Here is a 15340-nt window from a genome sequence, read left to right as displayed (position 1 = left end):
TGCCGCGCACCGAACGAGCGCCGAGCCGCGCGCCGAACGAGCGCCGTGCCGCGCACCGAACGAGCGCCGGATGAGCGCCGCGCCGCGCGTCGACAGTGCGGCGAGGTCCTGGCCGAACGTCATCTTCGGTGCGCCGTCCGTTGGCATCCGATTCGCCGGGAAGCCATGGTTGCGACCTGTTTCCCGAGGTACGGTTGCTGCCCGCCGTCACGCCGGGTCGCCTACTGGCGACCAGTACGGCTGGCTGCGACGGCGGCGGGCGAAGGAGGAACCATGACCCGCCCGGGCCTGCCCAAGCTGATCGCCACCGACCTGGACGGGACGCTCGTCCGCAGCGACGACACCGTCTCGGCGTACACCCACGAGGTTCTCGATCGGGTGCGTGCCGCCGGCATCCCGGTGGTCGGTGCCACCGGGCGCGGCCCCCGGCTGACCGAACTGACCCGCAACGACATCCGTGCCGCGGACTTCCTGGTGCTGGCCGGCGGCGGCCGGGTGGTGGACCAGAGCGACCCGGCCGGGCCGGTGGTGCTGCGCGACGAGCGCCTCGGGAGCGAGGTGCTGGCCGCCCTGCTGGCCGATCTGGAGGTCGCGGTCGGCCCCCTGACGGTGATGGTCGAGGCCTCCGACGAGCACGACGCCCCGCTCTGGGGCGACTACCACCCGGACTGGCCGTACCAGGACCGGTTCGAAGTCCGTACCCGGGACGAGTGCCTCGCCGGTGACGTGATCAAGGCGTTCGCGCGTACCGCCGACCACCACGTCGACGAGTTGCTGGCGGTCGCTCGGGAGATCGTGCCGCCGCATCTGGCCACGGTCACCCAGGCCGGGCTCGGCTTCATCGAGATCTGCCCGCCCGGGGTGGACAAGGCCGCCGGCCTCACCGTGGTCGCGCACTCCCTCGGCGTGGACCCGGCCGAGGTGCTGGTCTTCGGCGACATGCCGAACGACCTGCCGATGTTCGAGTGGGCCGGGTGGGCCCGGGTCGCCGTCGCCAACGCGCACCCGAGCGTGCGGGCCGCCGCCGATGACATCACTCTGCGTAACGACGACGACGGGGTGGCGGTCTACCTCGACCGGCTACTGTCCAGGTGATGGACGCGACGCCCGGCCTGATCGCCACCGACATCGACGGCACGCTGCTCCGCGACGACCGCACGCTCAGTGCGCACACCGCCGCGGTGCTGGCGCGGATCTCCGACCAGGGCACGCCGGTCGTGCTGGTCACCGGCCGTCCGATCCGCTGGCTCCGGCTCGTGTACGACCAACTCGCCGAACCGCTGCCGGCGGTCTGCGCCAACGGCGCGGTGGTCTACGACCCGGTCGACGACCAGGTGCTGCGCGCCGATCCGCTGGCTCCCGAGCTGCTCGCCGAGGTGGCCCAGCGCCTGCGGGCGGAGGTGCCGGACGTGAGCCTCGCGGTGGAGATCGTGGACAGCCGGGAGATGCGGCACGAGGCGCACTATCCGGTGCGCTGGGAGGCCGGTGACGCGGCGATCCGGGTCGTGGACAAACCGGAGGAGTTGCTGTCGGTGCCGGCGGTGAAGCTGCTGGTCCGAGCCGGCGACCAGGATCCGGACCGGTTCACCGAGCTGATCTCGGCCGCGTTGGCGGGGCTGGCGGAGGCCACCCACTCGTCGAACTCCGGGCTGGTGGAGATCTCGGCTGCCGGGGTGACGAAGGCGGCCGGGCTGGCCTGGTACTGCCACCGGATCGGCGTCGACCCGGCCGACGTGCTGGCCTTCGGCGACATGCCGAACGACGTACCGATGCTGACCTGGGCCGGGCGGGCGGTGGCAGTGGCCAACGCGCACCCCACCGTACTGGCGATCGCCGACGAGGTCACCTCGACGAACTCCACCGACGGCGTGGCCGCGTACCTGGAGAAGGTCTTCGGGGCCGACTGAGCGCGACGCGGCGTGCGGCCCGGCGGGGTCGCACGCCGCGTGCGGGGTCAGAGGTACTGACCGGTGCTGTGTCCTTCGCCACCGCCCGGCTGACCCATGCCGGGCATCCCGGGCAGCACGGCCCCGCCGCCGGGACCGCTAGGCAGCGCCTGCCGGCCGGAACGCATCTGTTCGAGCTGCACCCGGGCGGCCATCTGCTGGGCCACCAGGGCGGCCTGGATGCCGTGGAACAGCCCTTCCAGCCAGCCGACGAGCTGGGCGTGGGCGATCCGCAACTCGCCCTCGCTGGGCGCCTGGTCCTCGGCGAACGGCAGCGAGAGCCGTTCGAGTTCCTCGCGCAGCTCGGGGGCCAGCCCCTCCTTGAGCTCGACGATCGAGCGCTCGTGGATCTCCCGCATCCGGTGCCGGCTGGCGTCGTCGAGCGGAGCCGCCTTCACCTCCTCCAGGAGCTGCTTGATCATGCTGCCGATCCGCATCACCTTGGCCGGCTGCTCGACCAGGCGCGTCGGGTCCTCGCCGGGGCCGTCGTCGGTCTGCACGGTGCCGACCGGCCGGCCGTCCGGCCCGACCACCACCACCGTGCCGGAGTGCCCGGCCCCGTCCAGGCCAGGCTCGTCGTTCTGTCCAGCTGAGTGTGCTTCGGTCATGGCACCCATCTTTACCCAGTGGCCGCCGTCGCCGCCCGTCGGCCCGGCGCACCGGTCACCGTGTGTTCCGCCTGTCTGCCGACCTGGTCACCGTGCGTCGCACCCGACGCCGGATGCGGCACGTTCCGCGCTACGGTCGGCCGATGACCTCCGACCCGCGAGCCGTGCTGACCCGGCCCGCTCCCGCCCCGGACGTCACCGTCGCCTACGGCGAGCACCCCGACCAGGTCGCCGACCTGCGCCGGCCGTCCGGCAACGGGCCGCCCCGACGGCTGGTGGTCGTGGTGCACGGGGGCTTCTGGCGCCACGAGTACGACCGGCGGCACACCGACTCGATGGCCGCCGCGCTTGCCGCGCTCGGTCACCCGGTGGCGCAGGTGGAGTACCGGCGGACCGGGCAACCCGGCGGCGGATGGCCCGGTACGCCGGAGGACGTGCTGGCCGCGGTGACCGCGCTGCCCCGGCTGGCGGACGAGGCGCTGCCCGGTCTGGTGACGCCGACGCCAGCGGTCCTGGTCGGTCATTCCGCCGGTGGCCACCTCGCCCTGCACGCGGCGCGACACGTGCCGGAGGCGGTGGCCGGGGTGCTCGCTCTCGCGCCGGTCGCCGACCTCGCCGAGGCGTACCGGCTCGACCTGGACGGGGGTGCGGTGGCAGCGCTGCTCGGCGGTGGTCCGGGGGACGTACCCGACCGTTACGCGGCTGCCGACCCGCGATCCGTGGTACCGCTCCCGACACGCACCGTAGTGATGCACGGCACTCTCGACGAACAGGTTCCGGTCGCGATGAGCAGGGCTTACGTGGCCGCAAACCAGGCAGCAGGGGCCGATATGCGCCTTGTAGAGCTTTCGGGATGTGAGCATTTCGGGCTCATCGACCCCGAGGCGGCGGTCTGGCCCAAGGTAACCAGCGCGTTGCGGTCTCTTGGCGAAGATCATTAATCATTGACGCAGCGTCGCGAAGCAGGTAGAACGCCGATGGGGCGCACCCGCCTAGGCAACGCGTGTTGAAGGGAACCCGGTGTCGCACATGAACCGCAGGCGAGCACTACAGTTGCTGGCCGCGCTCGGAACAGGGAGCCTCGTCGCCGCGTGTGGCACGGACGGCGACGAGGGGACCACCACCGCCACCGGCGGCAGTCCGATCAAAATCGGTCTGATCGCGCCGCAGGCCGGCCCGAACAAAGCCATCGGCGACGAACTCACCAACGGCTTCCAGCTCTACCTCGACCTGAACGACCGGAGTCTCGGCGGTCACCCCGTCAATCTGGTCTCGGCAGACGAGGGAGACACCGTGAAGTCCGGTCAGGCCGCCGTGAGCAGCCTGCTCGAACAGAACGTGCTCGCGATGACCGGTGTCGCCAGTTCCGCCGTCATGTTCGGCATCCGGGACGCGGTCGAGCAGGCCCGGGTACCGCTGATCGGCTCCAACGCCTCGCCACCGAGCCTGCAGAGCGTCGTCTACATCTGGCGTACGTCGTACGTGCTGGACGAGGCGGGCCGGGCGCTCGGCCGCTACCTCAAGGACGAGTTGGGTACGGCCGACCGGGTGGCCATCATCCTGCCCGAGGGCGGTGGCGGTGGCGAGGACGTGCTGCGCGGCTTCCGCCAGGAGTTCGGCGAGTCCGACCCGAGGATCTCCGACCCGGTGATCTGGACCACCGGCAACCCGAACCCCGGCAAGACGGCCTACGTCAGCGACATCAACCAGGCGTTGAACCGCAGCCCGTCGACGGTCTTCTGCTTCTACTCCGGCGCTGCGGCCGTGGAGTTCGTCATGCAGTTGCGCGACGCCGGGTTCCGGGGCCGGATCTACGCGCCCGGGTTCCTCACCGAGGGCACGGTGCTGGAGAGCATCCGGCCGGCCAACGACGCGCTCGGCATCCGGACCGCCCTGAACTACTCCGCCGACCTGAACAACGCGGCGAACCGTCGCTTCGCGTCGGCGTACCGCAAGAAGCACAACGCCTCGCCCACCACGTACGCGATGGCCTCCTACGACGCGGCCAAGGTGCTCGACCAGGCGATCCGCCTCGCCGGTGAGACGCCGACGGCGCAGGAGGTGAACCTGGCACTCGGCCGGATCGGGCAGATCGACAGCCCGCGCGGCGCGTGGCAGTTCAACCAGCCACGTACCCCGCAGCAGAAGTGGTACCTGCGCGAGGTGCAGCGCGACGGCCAACTACTGTCCAACGTGCTGGTCAACGAGCTGGCCACGCTCGGCTGAGTCTCGACACGATGCCCAGGGCCGGACCGGTGCGATGGCCGGCCCTGGAGCGTCGGATCAGGGCCGCAGCTCGGCGACGCAGCACTTCACGCTGCCACCGCCCTTCTTGAGTTCGGCCAGTTCCACTGGCACCGGCGTGTAGCCGGCCGCCTTGAGCCGGCCGGTGAGCCGGGTCGCCTCGCTGTTGAGCATCACGTTGGCGCCGTCGCTGACCAGGTTCAGCCCGAACGACAGCGCGTCGTCGTCGTCCGCCACCACCGCGTCGGGAAAGAGTTGGGCGAGCACCCGCTGGCTGGCGGCGGAGAAGGCGCCCGGGTAGTAGACGACGTTGCCGTCGTCGATCGAGGCGAGCGCCACGTCCAGGTGATAGAAGCGCGGGTCGACCAGGTGCAACGACACCACCGGACGGCCGAGCGCCTCCTGTGCCTCGGCGTGCGCGGGCAGCTCGGTGCGGAAGCCGTACCCGGCCAGGACCAGGCCGCCGTGCGCCTCCGGCAGGTACGCGAAGTCACCCTCGCCCTCGTTGGTCTCGTTCGGCGCGATGAACCGCCAGCCCTGCGACTCGTAGAACGCCCGGTGCGCGGCGGCCTCGGCGGCCCGCTGCGGGTGCTTGAACCGCGCCCCGTAGGCCGTGCCGTCCACCGTGAACGCGCCGTTGGCGGCGTAGACCATGTCGGGCAGGCCCGCCTCGGGAGCCAGCAGGTGCACCTCGTGGCCGAGGCCCACCAGGGTCTCCCGCAGGCGGTCCCACTGCTTGACCGCCAGTTCCGGGTCGACCGAGGCGGTCACGTCCATCCACGGGTTGATCGCGTACTCGACCGCGAAATGCTCGGGCGAGCACATGAGATATATCCGCTTTCGCGGTACTCGCTGCTGGTTCACGGTGACCAAGGGTAGGTAGGCTGCAACTTTAGTAACAGCCGCAAACATTGCTTCTCAGGAGCAGAACATTGCAGATTGACGCCGTCGACCAACGAATCATTGCGCTGCTCGTCGCGGACGCCCGCGCGTCGTACGCGGACATCGGCACCCGGGTGTCACTCTCCGCTCCGGCGGTCAAGCGGCGGGTCGACCGGCTGCGGTCGGCCGGGGTGATCCGCGGATTCACCGCCATCGTCGACCCGGCCGCCGTCGGGTGGACCACCGAGGCGTTCGTCGAGCTGTTCTGCGCCGGTCGCACCACCCCGGCCCAACTCGGTGCGGCGGTACGCCGTCACCCCGAGGTCGTCGGGGCGTACACGGTCTCCGGCGAGGCCGACGCGCTCGTCCATCTGCGGGCCGCCGACATCGCCCACCTCGAAGAGGCGTTGGAACGACTGCGGGCCGAGTCGTTCGTCACCTCCAGCCGTAGCACCATCGTGCTCTCCCGGCTGGTGGAGTCCCCCGGTGTCGGACCCTCCACGAGCTGAACCAGCGTCTCGCCTGGCTGTCGTCCACTTAGCTCACCGTCCCACCTCCGTTCCCCGGCCGATGCCAGCGGTCGGGGAACCGGAGCGCCGGACGCCGCGTCGAACCGCGCATGACACGGGGAACCAAGGCCACCGCGGCCGGTGGCACGCTGATCGCACTGGCGCTGCTCGCCGGCAGTGTGTCGGCGCCACCGGTCGTGACACTGCCCATCGGCACCGACGGGCCGCGGATGGTGCCGGTCGGCCTGGTCTCCTTCGACTCCTGCGCGGACGCCCTCACCGAGCTGCGCGCGGCGGCCACCGCCTCGGTCGGCCCCTACGGCTTCGGCGGCGGCTGGCGTACGTTCAGCGACCGGGCCGCCCTCGGGGCCGGCGACGTGGCGAAGGGTGCCGAAGCCCTACCCGCGCCGACGGGAGCCGCGCCGGAGCACTCGACGACCAACAACCACGAAGTCGGCGTCGACGAGCCGGACCTGGTCAAGACCGACGGACGGCGGATCGTCACGACCACCGGCGGCGTCCTGCGGGTGGTCGACCCGGCCAGCCGGCGGATCACCGGCGAACTCGACCTCACCGACGGCCACGAGCGCCTGCGCTGGAGGGATCAGCGACTGCTGCTGCTCGGTGACCGGGCGCTGGTCCTGACCGAGGCCACCCCGCGCGCGACGCCCACCGGCGTCGCGGGTCGCATCCGGGGCCCGGTCGACGACACCCGGCTGGTCCTGGTCGACCTCTCCGGTGCACCCCGGGTGCTCGGCACGTACCGGATCCAGGGCCGCACCATCGACGCCCGGCTGGCCGGCACGACCGCCCGGGTGGTGGTGAACTCGGCACCCCGCCTGGAGTTCGCGTTCGAGCGGACCGGCAGCGACCGGGAGCGGACCGCACGCAACCGTGCCGTCATCGCGCGGGCGGGCATCGAGGCCTGGCTGCCCGAGTACGAGTGGACGGCGGGCGCCGAACGGCACAGCGGGCGGATCGGCTGCGACCGGCTGAGCCGCCCGGCACGGATGACCGGCACGTCGACGCTGACCGTGCTCAGCTTCGACCTGGCCACCGACCGTCTCGGCGACGGCGACCCGGTCGGCGTGGTCGCCGATGCGAGCACCGTCTACGGCACCGCGACCAGTCTCTACCTCGCTGGTCGTCGTCCGGTGGTCGACCCGGCCCGCTCGCGTCCAGCGGCGGACGACGAGGTCACCGAGATCCACCAGTTCGACACCGCCGCCCCGGGGCGTCCCCGCTTCGTCGCCTCGGGCACCGTGCCCGGCTGGCTGATCAACCAGTACGCGCTGTCGGAGTGGGACGGGCACCTGCGGGTGGCCACCACCGGTGACGTCTGGGGCGGCAGGGCGCAGGGCCAGACCTCCGAGTCCGCGGTGCGGGTGCTGCGCCGCGAGGGCGGATCACTGGTGCCCGCCGGAGTGGTCGGCGGGCTCGGCCGGGGTGAACGGATCTACTCGGTGCGCTACCTCGGCCCGGTGGCGTACGTGGTGACCTTCCGGCAGACCGACCCGCTCTACTCGCTCGACCTGACCGACCCCGGCGCGCCCCGGGTCACCGGCGAACTCAAGATCACCGGGTACTCGGGTTACCTGCACCCGCTGCCCGAGGGCCGGTTGCTCGGGGTCGGCCAGGAGGCCGACACGCGGGGTCGGACCCAGGGCGTACAGGTGTCCCTCTTCGACGTACGCGATCCGGGCCGCCCGTACCGGCTGGACCAGTGGCACCTGCCCCGGGGACTGTCCGGTGCCGAGTACGACCCGCACGCCTTCCTGTACCGGCCGGACAGCGGTCTGGTGGCCCTGCCGGTGGACGCCGGCATCCGGCTGCTGCGCGTCGGCGGCGACAGCATCCGCGAGATCGGCGAGGTGACCCATCCGGCGACGGACCGCGAGAGCCGACGGATGTGGTCCCCGGTGCGCCGGTCGCTGGTGATCGGTGACGTGCTCTGGACCGTCTCCGACACCGGCCTGCGCGCCACCGACCCGACCACCGCACGCAGCGTCGGCTGGATCGCGACGACCTGAACCTTCCTCCCACGCGGGTGGGGCCCGGTTTCTCGGGGTTTCCGGGTCCCACCCGCCCCTACCGCACGCAGAATCGGAACGGCCGACGGTCAGAGGTACATGCCGGTGCGGTGCTCACCCCGTCCCGGCTTGTCCCCCTCGCCGAAGAAGCGCTTGCCACCGAACTCGCCGTGCAGGCGGTCGTCCAACTCGTCCGCCAGGCCGGTCATCACCTGCACGGCGAGCATCAGATGGGTGGGTTGGAAGTTCCGGCCGAAGACCGGGATCGAGGCCCACACGGTGTCGTCGGCACAATAGAGCCGACCGATCGGCATCCGGTTGGTCAGCTCGGAGAGCTTGACGTACAACCGCTCGGTGGGCTCCACCTCGGTGAGGACCGGGGAGAAGACGTCGACCAGCGGCGGATTGTCCCGGACCCGGACAAAGACCATCGCCGAGCCCGCGCGGATGTTGATGTCGCCGTCGGAGTCGACCTGGACCCGGTCCGCGTCCGACTTGAGCATGGTGGAGACGACCGTGCGTACCCGCTCGGCCAGGTCCAGCACCTCGGTCTCCGGACTGTCCCCACCGGCGGCGGCCAGCGCCTCCTCCAACTCGGTGCCGATCTCCCGCACCAGGCCGAACTCGCTGCGCGCCGTACCCAGCGGGGCACCCGCAAGCGGCTCACCCTCGGCGTCCTCGATCTGATAGACCAGGAACGCGGGATGCGGCGCGCCATAGATGTCCCGCAGCGTACGGGAGAGCACCGCAGCCAGCCGGGTGGCCTCGTCGACCCCGCAGTGCAGGCCGAACTGGTCACCGGAGCCCTCCACCACGCCCGGCGGCGACCAGCCCAACGCGACCATGTCGGCGACGGCCGCGCGGTCCAGCCGGTACCCCTGCGGCAGCGTGGCGTTGCCGACCGCGCGCGCGTTGAGTCGGCCGTCCGTGTCGACGTCGGCCCCGACGGCGTAGACCGCGTCGTCCGTGCCCGAGGCGGTCGGGTCGAGCGTCAGCTCCACGCGCGCCCCCGCCGGCAGGTCGACCAGCCGGTCGGCCAGCGCCCTCGCGAACTCCCGCCACGCCTGGGTCACCTTCGCCCGCAGGTCGGCCGTGGTCGGCTCGTCGAGCAGGATCGACTCGTGGTGATGCGCCGGCGTGCCGGGCGGCGCCGAGGGGTGGTCTGCCGTCATGATCGCCTCCGTCCGTTCCGGTCACCCTACCCAGCCGCCGAATCGGTCGGCGCGGCCCGGACCGTGATCGGACAGCCCCCTCGGTTGCGGTCAGTCGGCCGGCCGGTCGCCGCCCAACTCCACCGGCCAGGTGCCGGCCAGGTCGGCGAGCCGGGCCGCCGCCGCGACCGGATCGGCGCCGCGCCCCACGGCCAGCCCGAGCAGGTACGCAGTGACCGGGGCACCCGGACGCACCACCTGGTGGGCCACGTCCCGGGCCAGGTCGAGCACGGTCGGCACCGGCACCTGGGCGGGTTCCAGCCCCAGTTCCGCGCAGACCGCCGTGACCCAGTCGTCCAGCACCGTCATCGCGCCCACTCCTCCGCCCGGCGTACGTCACCGTCAGTGTCGCAGTCGAACCACGGCGGTGGGCCGCCACCGGACCACGTCACCTCGCGCACGGTGAGCCCGGCGAGAAGCTCCCGCAGCGGCGCTCCGGAGTGCCGTCCGGCGAGCCGATCCAGCGCCGCACGCAGGGCGTCGGTACGCCACACCCCGCACAACGTCTGCCGCCGTCCCGAGGCGTCCACGAAACACACCCCGTCCACCTGCGGCGGCATCTCCAGCGGCGTGCCCGGTGGGGCGTTCGGTGGTGTGCCCGGTGGGGTGTTCGGTGGTGTGCCCGGTGGGGTGTTCGGTGGCGTGTCCAACTGGCGCAGCAGGTCACCGACGGCGGGCCGGGTCAACAGCGGCAGGTCGGCGGCGAGAAGCGCGACGACCGGTACCCCCGGTTCGAGCAGAGCCAGTCCGGCTGCGGTGGCGGCGACCGGCCCGCCACCGGGCGGCGACTCCCGGGCCGGGAGCACCCCCGCCGGGGCCGGCCCGGGACCGACCAGGATGCGGGGCGTCGCGTCGGCGACCGCCGCGAGCACCCGCTCGCGCATCGGTACGCCACCGACGGGCAGCGCCGGCTTGTCCCGCCCACCCATCCGGCGCGCCGCCCCACCCGCGAGCACGATCGCCGCGTACGCCGTCACCGGATCACGGTAACCCGCACGGCTCGGCCGTCTCCGGCGCTGCCGCCGGGCGGGGTGGCCGGGCGGGGTGGCCGGGCGGGGTGGCCGGGCGGGGTGGCCGGGCGGGGTGGCCGGGCGAGGTGGCCGGGCGGGGTGGCCGGGCGGGGTGGCCGGGCGGGGTGGCTGTTTCCGGCGCTGCCACCGGCCAGCTTTGTGGCCGGGTAGCCGGGCGGCCGGGTGGAGCGGTCGGATGCGGTGGGGTGTGCGGGCGGGGCAGGATGGCGGGGTGGGACGGGCCAGTGACCGACGTGGGGTGCTCCGCGTCGACCTCGACGCGACGGACACCGGACGCGTCCGGGTACGTCGACCGGACACTCTCGCCGCCGAGGAGCCGCTGGAGATCCGGGTCGGGCCGGCCGGTCCGGACCGACGCCGCCCGCTCTCGGTCACCATGCGGACCCCCGGAGCCGACCTGGATCTGGCGCTCGGCTTCCTGTTCACCGAGGGGCTGATCCGCTCGGCCGACGACGTGTCCACCGCGCAACTCTGTGCCGGCACCGAGACGCCGAACACCTACAACGTGGTCGACGTGACCCTGGCTCCGGGCGTGCCGTCGCCCGGAGCCGAGACGACCCGGCACTTCCAGACCACCAGCGCCTGCGGGGTCTGCGGCAAGGCGAGCATCGACGCGGTCCGTACCCGGTCCCGGTTCGACGTGGCCGCCGACCCGCTCGCCGTCCCCGCCGAGATTCTGGCCGAACTCCCGGAGCGGCTACGGGCCGGTCAGCGGGGCTTCGACCGTACCGGCGGGTCGCACGCGGCGGGACTGTTCTCCGCCGACGGCGAGTTGCTGGTGCTGCGCGAGGACGTCGGCCGACACAATGCGGTGGACAAGGTGATCGGCTGGGCGCTCCGCGAGCGTCGGCTGCCGCTGGCCGGGCACCTGTTGCTGGTCTCCGGCCGGGCCAGTTTCGAGCTGACCCAGAAGGCGTGGATGGCCGGGTTGCCGCTGCTCGCGGCGGTGTCGGCGCCGAGCACGCTCGCGGTCGACCTGGCTGCCGAGGCCGGGCTCACCCTGGTCGGCTTCCTGCGCGGACGGACGATGAACATCTACACCGGCGCCCACCGGGTGACCGGCTGACCGCCGCTTCGGGCGAGACCGCCCACCCGGTTGCTCAGCGGTTGGCCAGCAGCTCGAACAGTTCCAGCCGGACGGCGGCGTCCCGGGCGATGAGGAAACCCGCGATGCCCAGGATCCAGCCCAGCATGCTGCCCGACGACCGCACGATCCACGCGTTGAGGCGGGCGAGCAGTGGCTCGATCCGCCTCGGCCACGCCACCCGCGCGCCCAGCAGCACCAGCGCCGGCAGGATCATGACCAGGCAGTATCCCGCCAACAACGCGATCACCTGCGGCACACCCAGACCCGAGGTGGTGAGCAGACCCAGGGCACCGAGGTACGGCAGCATGGTCGCCACCTCGGCCAGCGCGGCGAACACCGCCAACCCGACCAGCCAACGGGCCGAGGAGTCACCGGACGTCGCCCGGTCCCGCCAGCGCAACACCCGACCGCCGCCACCGCCGCGTTTGCCGTCGTAGCGGAAGCTCAGCACGAACAACCCGACACCGAGCGCGAGCTGCCCCCACAGCACCGGCCGGTTGTCCAGCGCGCCGCCCAGCATCTCGGCCAGCCCGCTGCCGCCGAAGTAGAGCAACAAGCCGACCAGGAAGTAGAAGCAGGCGATGGTGCCCAGGTAGGTCGACACCCGCCCGAGGCGAACCGGGCCCGGGGCGAGCAGCAGCCAGACCGGGATGAACAGGGTGCCGATGCTGGTGCTGTCGACGAGCGCCAGACCCGCGAGGGACAGCAGTAGCGCGGCGCTCATGCCGGGCCTAGGGGACGCACGCTCATGCGGTGATTATCCGGGTGTCCCGGTCCGACGGCTGCCCTGGCACCGTGATCTGTCGAGCCTTCGGGACGGTCTCCTGAGGTGGGTTCGGGGGACGGTTCATGGTGCGCCACGGGCCACCGAGGAGCGGGGTGAGGACCACCAGGAGGTAGCCGACGCCGGCCACGACGAGGGTGGCCGTGGTGCCGGCATGTTCGCTGGCGAAACCCGCTGCGAGCGCGCCGAGCGGGATGGCGGCCCAGGCCACCGCGCCGATCACGCCGTACACCCGGGCCCGCATTCGGGCCGGTACGCGTTCGAGCTTGATCGCGCCGATCAGGGGGTTGATCGCCCCGGCGGCGAAACCGGCGCTGGCGAACACGACGAGCAGGACGGGCAACGGCAGCCCGGCGGCCATCGCCCAGAACGGCGGGGGACCGGCCACCGCGAAGGCCACCACGAAGGTGACCCGGCGGGGCAGCCGGTGACCGACGGCGCTGAACACCAACGAGCCCGCCAGCGCGCCACCGCCCATGGCACCGACGAGCAGCCCGAGGGCCGCCGCTCCGCCGAGGTCCCGGTGCGCGACGACGGGCAGCAGCACGTTGGTGTTGGTCGCGTCGAAGAAGTTGGTCACCAACACCAGCAGGACCAGGACCCGCAACAGGGGCTCGGCGAGCAGGAACCGTACGCCGGCGGCGAACTGGCGCCAGTAGCCGGTGTCGTGGCTGGTCGCTGGCCCGTCGACGGTCGCGGCCTCGTCGGCGCCGGGCTGGAGGTTCGCCGGCACCAGCACGGCGACGACCACTGCGGACAGCACGAACGTGGCCGCGTCGAGGACCAGCACGGGCAGCGCCCCCAGGGTGGCGACCAGCAGGCCGGCCACCGGTGCACCGAGCAGTCGGGCACCCCGCTCGGTCGCCTCGAACCAGCCGATCGCCCGCTCGGTCGGCAGGCCGGCGGCGGTGGCCGCCTCGGGCAGCAGGGCGACCCGGGCGGTCTGGCCCGGCGTGTCGAGCAGACCGCTGAGGAAGACCAGCGCGAGCAGCGCCCAGAACGGCAGACCGACCGTGGCGTGCAGGAGGGGGATCGCGGCGACCGTCAGGCAAGAGACCAGATCGGCGAGCACGCTCGCGCGGCGGTAGCCGATCCAGTCGACCAGGACTCCGCCCAGTGCGCCACCGAGCACGATCGGCGCGGTCGCGACGGCAGCGGTGAGGCCGGTGGCGGCCGGCGAGCCGGTCTCGGCGAGTACGTAGAGCGGCAGCGCGATGATCGTGAGCATGTTGCCGGTCAGCGAGACCGTGTGCCCGACCAGCAGACCGATCAGCGGCGTGCGGGACGGGCGGCTCATTCGGGTCGCCGGAACGCGTGATAGATCATCGTGACCGGGCGGGCGTCGGCGCGGTCCGGATCGCTGCGCTCCTGCCAGCGCGCGGCCAGCGCCTCCAGGTCGGCCCGCAGTTCCCGCAGTTCGGCCGCGGTGAGGTGATAGGCGTTGTCGCTGCTGGCGGTGCCGCGTACCCACTCCGGCTCGAAGGTCGCCTCGGCGGTGAGGTAACCGTTCAGGGCCGCCTGGTACCGCTCCAGCACGGCACGCCGCAACAGGTCCGAGGCGACCTTCCGCTCCGGGTCGTCGAGTGCCTCCAGTGGCTCCCAGGAGGTGGTGGCGTGCGCGGCTCGCCACCACCGTTCCCGACGGTTGCGCGCGCACTCCGGAGCCTCCCGCACGAAGCCGTGCTCGGCGAGCTTGCTCAGGTGGTAACTGACCGAGCCCACCGCCTCGTCGACGACCTCGCTGAGCATCCCGACGCTCTGCGGCCCCCGCAGCCGCAGTTCGCCGAGCAGCCGAAGCCGGGTGGGGTGGGCGAGTGCCCGCATGGCGCGGGGGTCGGTCAGGTGCAGCACGGTCTCGTCGTTCGTCATGTCGCCACCGTAGACGTACAAGAAATGACGTACAATACTTCTTGTTAATCATCGCGGGCGACGCCCGGATCGACGCCTGCCCCGCCGCAGCGCCTTCGGCGATCTCGGCCAACCGTCCAGGCGTGACGGCGGCACTCCCCGGCGGAGCAGGTCGTCCAGCAGCAGGCCGAGGGAGTAGTCCGGGTGCTCGGCCAGCACCCGCTCCAATGCCACCGCCGCCAGCGCGCCCTGCCCCGCGCGCCAGGCGGCGAAGGCGAGCAGGGCACCGGGCGCGGCGGACAGGTCCGGCTCGGTCCGGCGCATCATCTCGGTCCAGAACGCCACGTCCTCGTCCCGGCCGTCGGTGCGTTCCCAGGCGTGGTCCCGCACCGGCAGATGGGTCAGCAGCAGGCAGAGCCACGCCACCTCGTCGTCGGTCAACGGCTCGCCGTCGCGGTGACGTCGTCGGGTGGCCCGCAGCGCCGCCACCCCGGCCGTCCGCAGCGCCCGACCGCCGAGCAGGTCGGCCGGGGGCGCCTCCGCCAGCAGGTCGGCGAGCCGCCGGTCGGCCCGTTCGGCGGCGCGCCGCATCTCTGGCCCGTCGACCGGGGCCACCGCCGCGGCGAGAGCAGCCCGGTCAGGCAGCGCGACCTGGCCGGCGAAGACCGCCGCGGCCGGCACCGCACTGGCCCTCGGGTCGTACCGGGTGCCCTCGGGCGGGCAGCACTCCGGCTCCTGACAGACGTACGACCACCACCGGTCACCGGTGACCCGTAACACGTCCAGGACAGTGAGCCCCGCGTCGGCAAGCGCCACCCGGACCGCGTCCACGGCCGGAGTGACCCGCTCGGGCGGGCCGTACCCGATCGCCGTGGCCGAATCGGCGCCCTGCCGCGCGGTCACCGCGGCGATGTGCTCCGCCGACTCACGCGGATCACCCTCGCCGGGCAGGTCCGTCCGGGCGGCGAAGACGATCCGGGAGCCGGCCAGCGCCACCACCACGACGCTGTCGGTGGGGTGGAAGCCGAGCAGGTACGGCACGGCCGCGATGAGGTCGGCGGGCGATCTGACGGTGAGCCGGGGCAGGTCCGTGGAGTTCATGAGGGCAGCTTGCGAGCCGTCCGGTTCCCACCGCTGCCCCTGTGGACGACACGCGGGTT

16 protein-coding genes are annotated in these 15340 nt (G+C 72.6%); 7 read left to right on the top strand and 9 right to left on the bottom strand.

What is annotated here, in order from left to right; genetic code table 11:
* Positions 1–273: 273 nt before the first annotated feature.
* On the top strand, positions 274–1095 hold the full coding sequence (locus ACZ31C_RS04700) for an HAD hydrolase family protein (RefSeq protein WP_465794169.1): 822 nt from the start codon (positions 274–276) through the stop codon (positions 1093–1095).
* A complete protein-coding gene (locus ACZ31C_RS04695; RefSeq protein WP_465794168.1) occupies positions 1095–1907 on the top strand; it encodes an HAD family hydrolase in 813 nt (270 codons plus the stop codon). The genes ACZ31C_RS04700 and ACZ31C_RS04695 overlap by 1 nt, the downstream gene beginning before the upstream one ends.
* A gap of 47 nt (positions 1908–1954) precedes the next feature.
* Here ACZ31C_RS04695 and ACZ31C_RS04690 read toward each other — a convergent pair whose 3' ends face one another.
* Positions 1955–2563: a bacterial proteasome activator family protein gene (locus tag ACZ31C_RS04690; RefSeq protein ID WP_396743591.1), complete on the bottom strand. Its 609-nt coding sequence runs from the start codon at positions 2561–2563 to the stop codon at positions 1955–1957.
* Positions 2564–2697: 134 nt separating this feature from the next.
* Here ACZ31C_RS04690 and ACZ31C_RS04685 point away from each other — a divergent pair, with 134 nt between their 5' ends.
* Positions 2698–3495, top strand: a complete 798-nt coding sequence (locus tag ACZ31C_RS04685; RefSeq protein WP_465794167.1) for an alpha/beta hydrolase family protein — start codon at positions 2698–2700, stop codon at positions 3493–3495.
* 79 nt (positions 3496–3574) lie between these two features.
* Positions 3575–4780, top strand: a complete 1206-nt coding sequence (locus tag ACZ31C_RS04680; RefSeq protein ID WP_396743597.1) for an ABC transporter substrate-binding protein — start codon at positions 3575–3577, stop codon at positions 4778–4780.
* A gap of 57 nt (positions 4781–4837) precedes the next feature.
* Here the strand turns inward: ACZ31C_RS04680 and ddaH are convergent, their stop codons facing one another.
* Positions 4838–5671, bottom strand: coding sequence for a dimethylargininase (gene ddaH, locus ACZ31C_RS04675; RefSeq protein ID WP_465794166.1), 834 nt, complete (start codon positions 5669–5671; stop codon positions 4838–4840).
* 59 nt (positions 5672–5730) lie between these two features.
* Between ddaH and ACZ31C_RS04670 the strand changes: the two genes are divergently transcribed.
* Both ACZ31C_RS04670 and ACZ31C_RS04665 read left to right on the top strand, forming a co-directional pair.
* On the top strand, positions 5731–6189 hold the full coding sequence (locus ACZ31C_RS04670; RefSeq protein ID WP_350698030.1) for an Lrp/AsnC family transcriptional regulator: 459 nt from the start codon (positions 5731–5733) through the stop codon (positions 6187–6189).
* A 110-nt stretch (positions 6190–6299) separates the two neighbouring features.
* Positions 6300–8219 carry a beta-propeller domain-containing protein gene (locus tag ACZ31C_RS04665; RefSeq protein WP_465794165.1) on the top strand — a complete coding sequence of 640 codons (1920 nt, stop codon included), beginning with the start codon at positions 6300–6302 and terminating at the stop codon, positions 8217–8219.
* Positions 8220–8308: 89 nt separating this feature from the next.
* Here the strand turns inward: ACZ31C_RS04665 and ACZ31C_RS04660 are convergent, their stop codons facing one another.
* The 3 genes from ACZ31C_RS04660 to mobA form a co-directional block, all read right to left on the bottom strand.
* Complete coding sequence (locus tag ACZ31C_RS04660; RefSeq protein ID WP_465794164.1) at positions 8309–9391, bottom strand: T3SS (YopN, CesT) and YbjN peptide-binding chaperone 1; 1083 nt, start codon at positions 9389–9391, stop codon at positions 8309–8311.
* A 90-nt stretch (positions 9392–9481) separates the two neighbouring features.
* Positions 9482–9739: a DUF6457 domain-containing protein gene (locus ACZ31C_RS04655; RefSeq protein WP_465794163.1), complete on the bottom strand. Its 258-nt coding sequence runs from the start codon at positions 9737–9739 to the stop codon at positions 9482–9484.
* Entirely contained in the window at positions 9736–10407 is a 672-nt protein-coding gene (mobA, locus tag ACZ31C_RS04650; protein ID WP_465794162.1) for a molybdenum cofactor guanylyltransferase, read from the bottom strand. The genes ACZ31C_RS04655 and mobA overlap by 4 nt, the downstream gene beginning before the upstream one ends.
* A gap of 265 nt (positions 10408–10672) precedes the next feature.
* Here mobA and fdhD point away from each other — a divergent pair, with 265 nt between their 5' ends.
* Positions 10673–11527 carry a formate dehydrogenase accessory sulfurtransferase FdhD gene (gene fdhD, locus ACZ31C_RS04645; RefSeq protein WP_465794161.1) on the top strand — a complete coding sequence of 285 codons (855 nt, stop codon included), beginning with the start codon at positions 10673–10675 and terminating at the stop codon, positions 11525–11527.
* Positions 11528–11561: 34 nt separating this feature from the next.
* On the opposite strand, the gene ACZ31C_RS04640 is transcribed toward fdhD, so the two are convergent.
* Genes ACZ31C_RS04640 through ACZ31C_RS04625 form a run of 4 tightly spaced genes read right to left on the bottom strand, consistent with a single transcriptional unit; the run spans position 11562 to position 15281 of the window.
* The gene (locus ACZ31C_RS04640) at positions 11562–12272 is read right to left on the bottom strand and encodes a GAP family protein (RefSeq protein ID WP_350698024.1); all 711 of its coding nucleotides are present in this window, start codon (positions 12270–12272) and stop codon (positions 11562–11564) included.
* A gap of 22 nt (positions 12273–12294) precedes the next feature.
* Entirely contained in the window at positions 12295–13629 is a 1335-nt protein-coding gene (locus tag ACZ31C_RS04635) for an MFS transporter (protein ID WP_465794160.1), read from the bottom strand.
* A complete protein-coding gene (locus ACZ31C_RS04630) occupies positions 13626–14201 on the bottom strand; it encodes a helix-turn-helix domain-containing protein (protein ID WP_465794159.1) in 576 nt (191 codons plus the stop codon). Before ACZ31C_RS04630 ends, ACZ31C_RS04635 begins: the two co-directional genes overlap by 4 nt.
* A 48-nt stretch (positions 14202–14249) precedes the next feature.
* Positions 14250–15281, bottom strand: coding sequence for a DUF4192 domain-containing protein (locus tag ACZ31C_RS04625; RefSeq protein ID WP_465794158.1), 1032 nt, complete (start codon positions 15279–15281; stop codon positions 14250–14252).
* Positions 15282–15340 lie beyond the last annotated feature (59 nt).

The sequence above is a fragment of the Micromonospora sp. NPDC023869 genome (assembly GCF_055559695.1).
The sequence above is the reverse complement of the archived record's forward strand: the minus strand, read 5'-3'. Positions and strand labels throughout refer to the sequence as shown.

Excerpts from the sequence above, each read along its gene's own strand:
- ACZ31C_RS04695 (WP_465794168.1), top strand. The coding sequence starts at position 1,095 with ATGGACGCGACGCCCGGCCTGATCGCCACCGACATCGACGGCACGCTG.
- ACZ31C_RS04660 (WP_465794164.1), bottom strand. The coding sequence starts at position 9,391 with ATGACGGCAGACCACCCCTCGGCGCCGCCCGGCACGCCGGCGCATCAC.
- ACZ31C_RS04665 (WP_465794165.1), top strand. The coding sequence starts at position 6,300 with ATGACACGGGGAACCAAGGCCACCGCGGCCGGTGGCACGCTGATCGCA.
- ACZ31C_RS04655 (WP_465794163.1), bottom strand. The coding sequence starts at position 9,739 with ATGACGGTGCTGGACGACTGGGTCACGGCGGTCTGCGCGGAACTGGGG.
- ACZ31C_RS04630 (WP_465794159.1), bottom strand. The coding sequence starts at position 14,201 with ATGACGAACGACGAGACCGTGCTGCACCTGACCGACCCCCGCGCCATG.
- ACZ31C_RS04685 (WP_465794167.1), top strand. The coding sequence starts at position 2,698 with ATGACCTCCGACCCGCGAGCCGTGCTGACCCGGCCCGCTCCCGCCCCG.
- ACZ31C_RS04690 (WP_396743591.1), bottom strand. The coding sequence starts at position 2,563 with ATGGGTGCCATGACCGAAGCACACTCAGCTGGACAGAACGACGAGCCT.
- ACZ31C_RS04640 (WP_350698024.1), bottom strand. The coding sequence starts at position 12,272 with ATGAGCGCCGCGCTACTGCTGTCCCTCGCGGGTCTGGCGCTCGTCGAC.
- ACZ31C_RS04700 (WP_465794169.1), top strand. The coding sequence starts at position 274 with ATGACCCGCCCGGGCCTGCCCAAGCTGATCGCCACCGACCTGGACGGG.
- ACZ31C_RS04635 (WP_465794160.1), bottom strand. The coding sequence starts at position 13,629 with ATGAGCCGCCCGTCCCGCACGCCGCTGATCGGTCTGCTGGTCGGGCAC.
- ACZ31C_RS04625 (WP_465794158.1), bottom strand. The coding sequence starts at position 15,281 with ATGAACTCCACGGACCTGCCCCGGCTCACCGTCAGATCGCCCGCCGAC.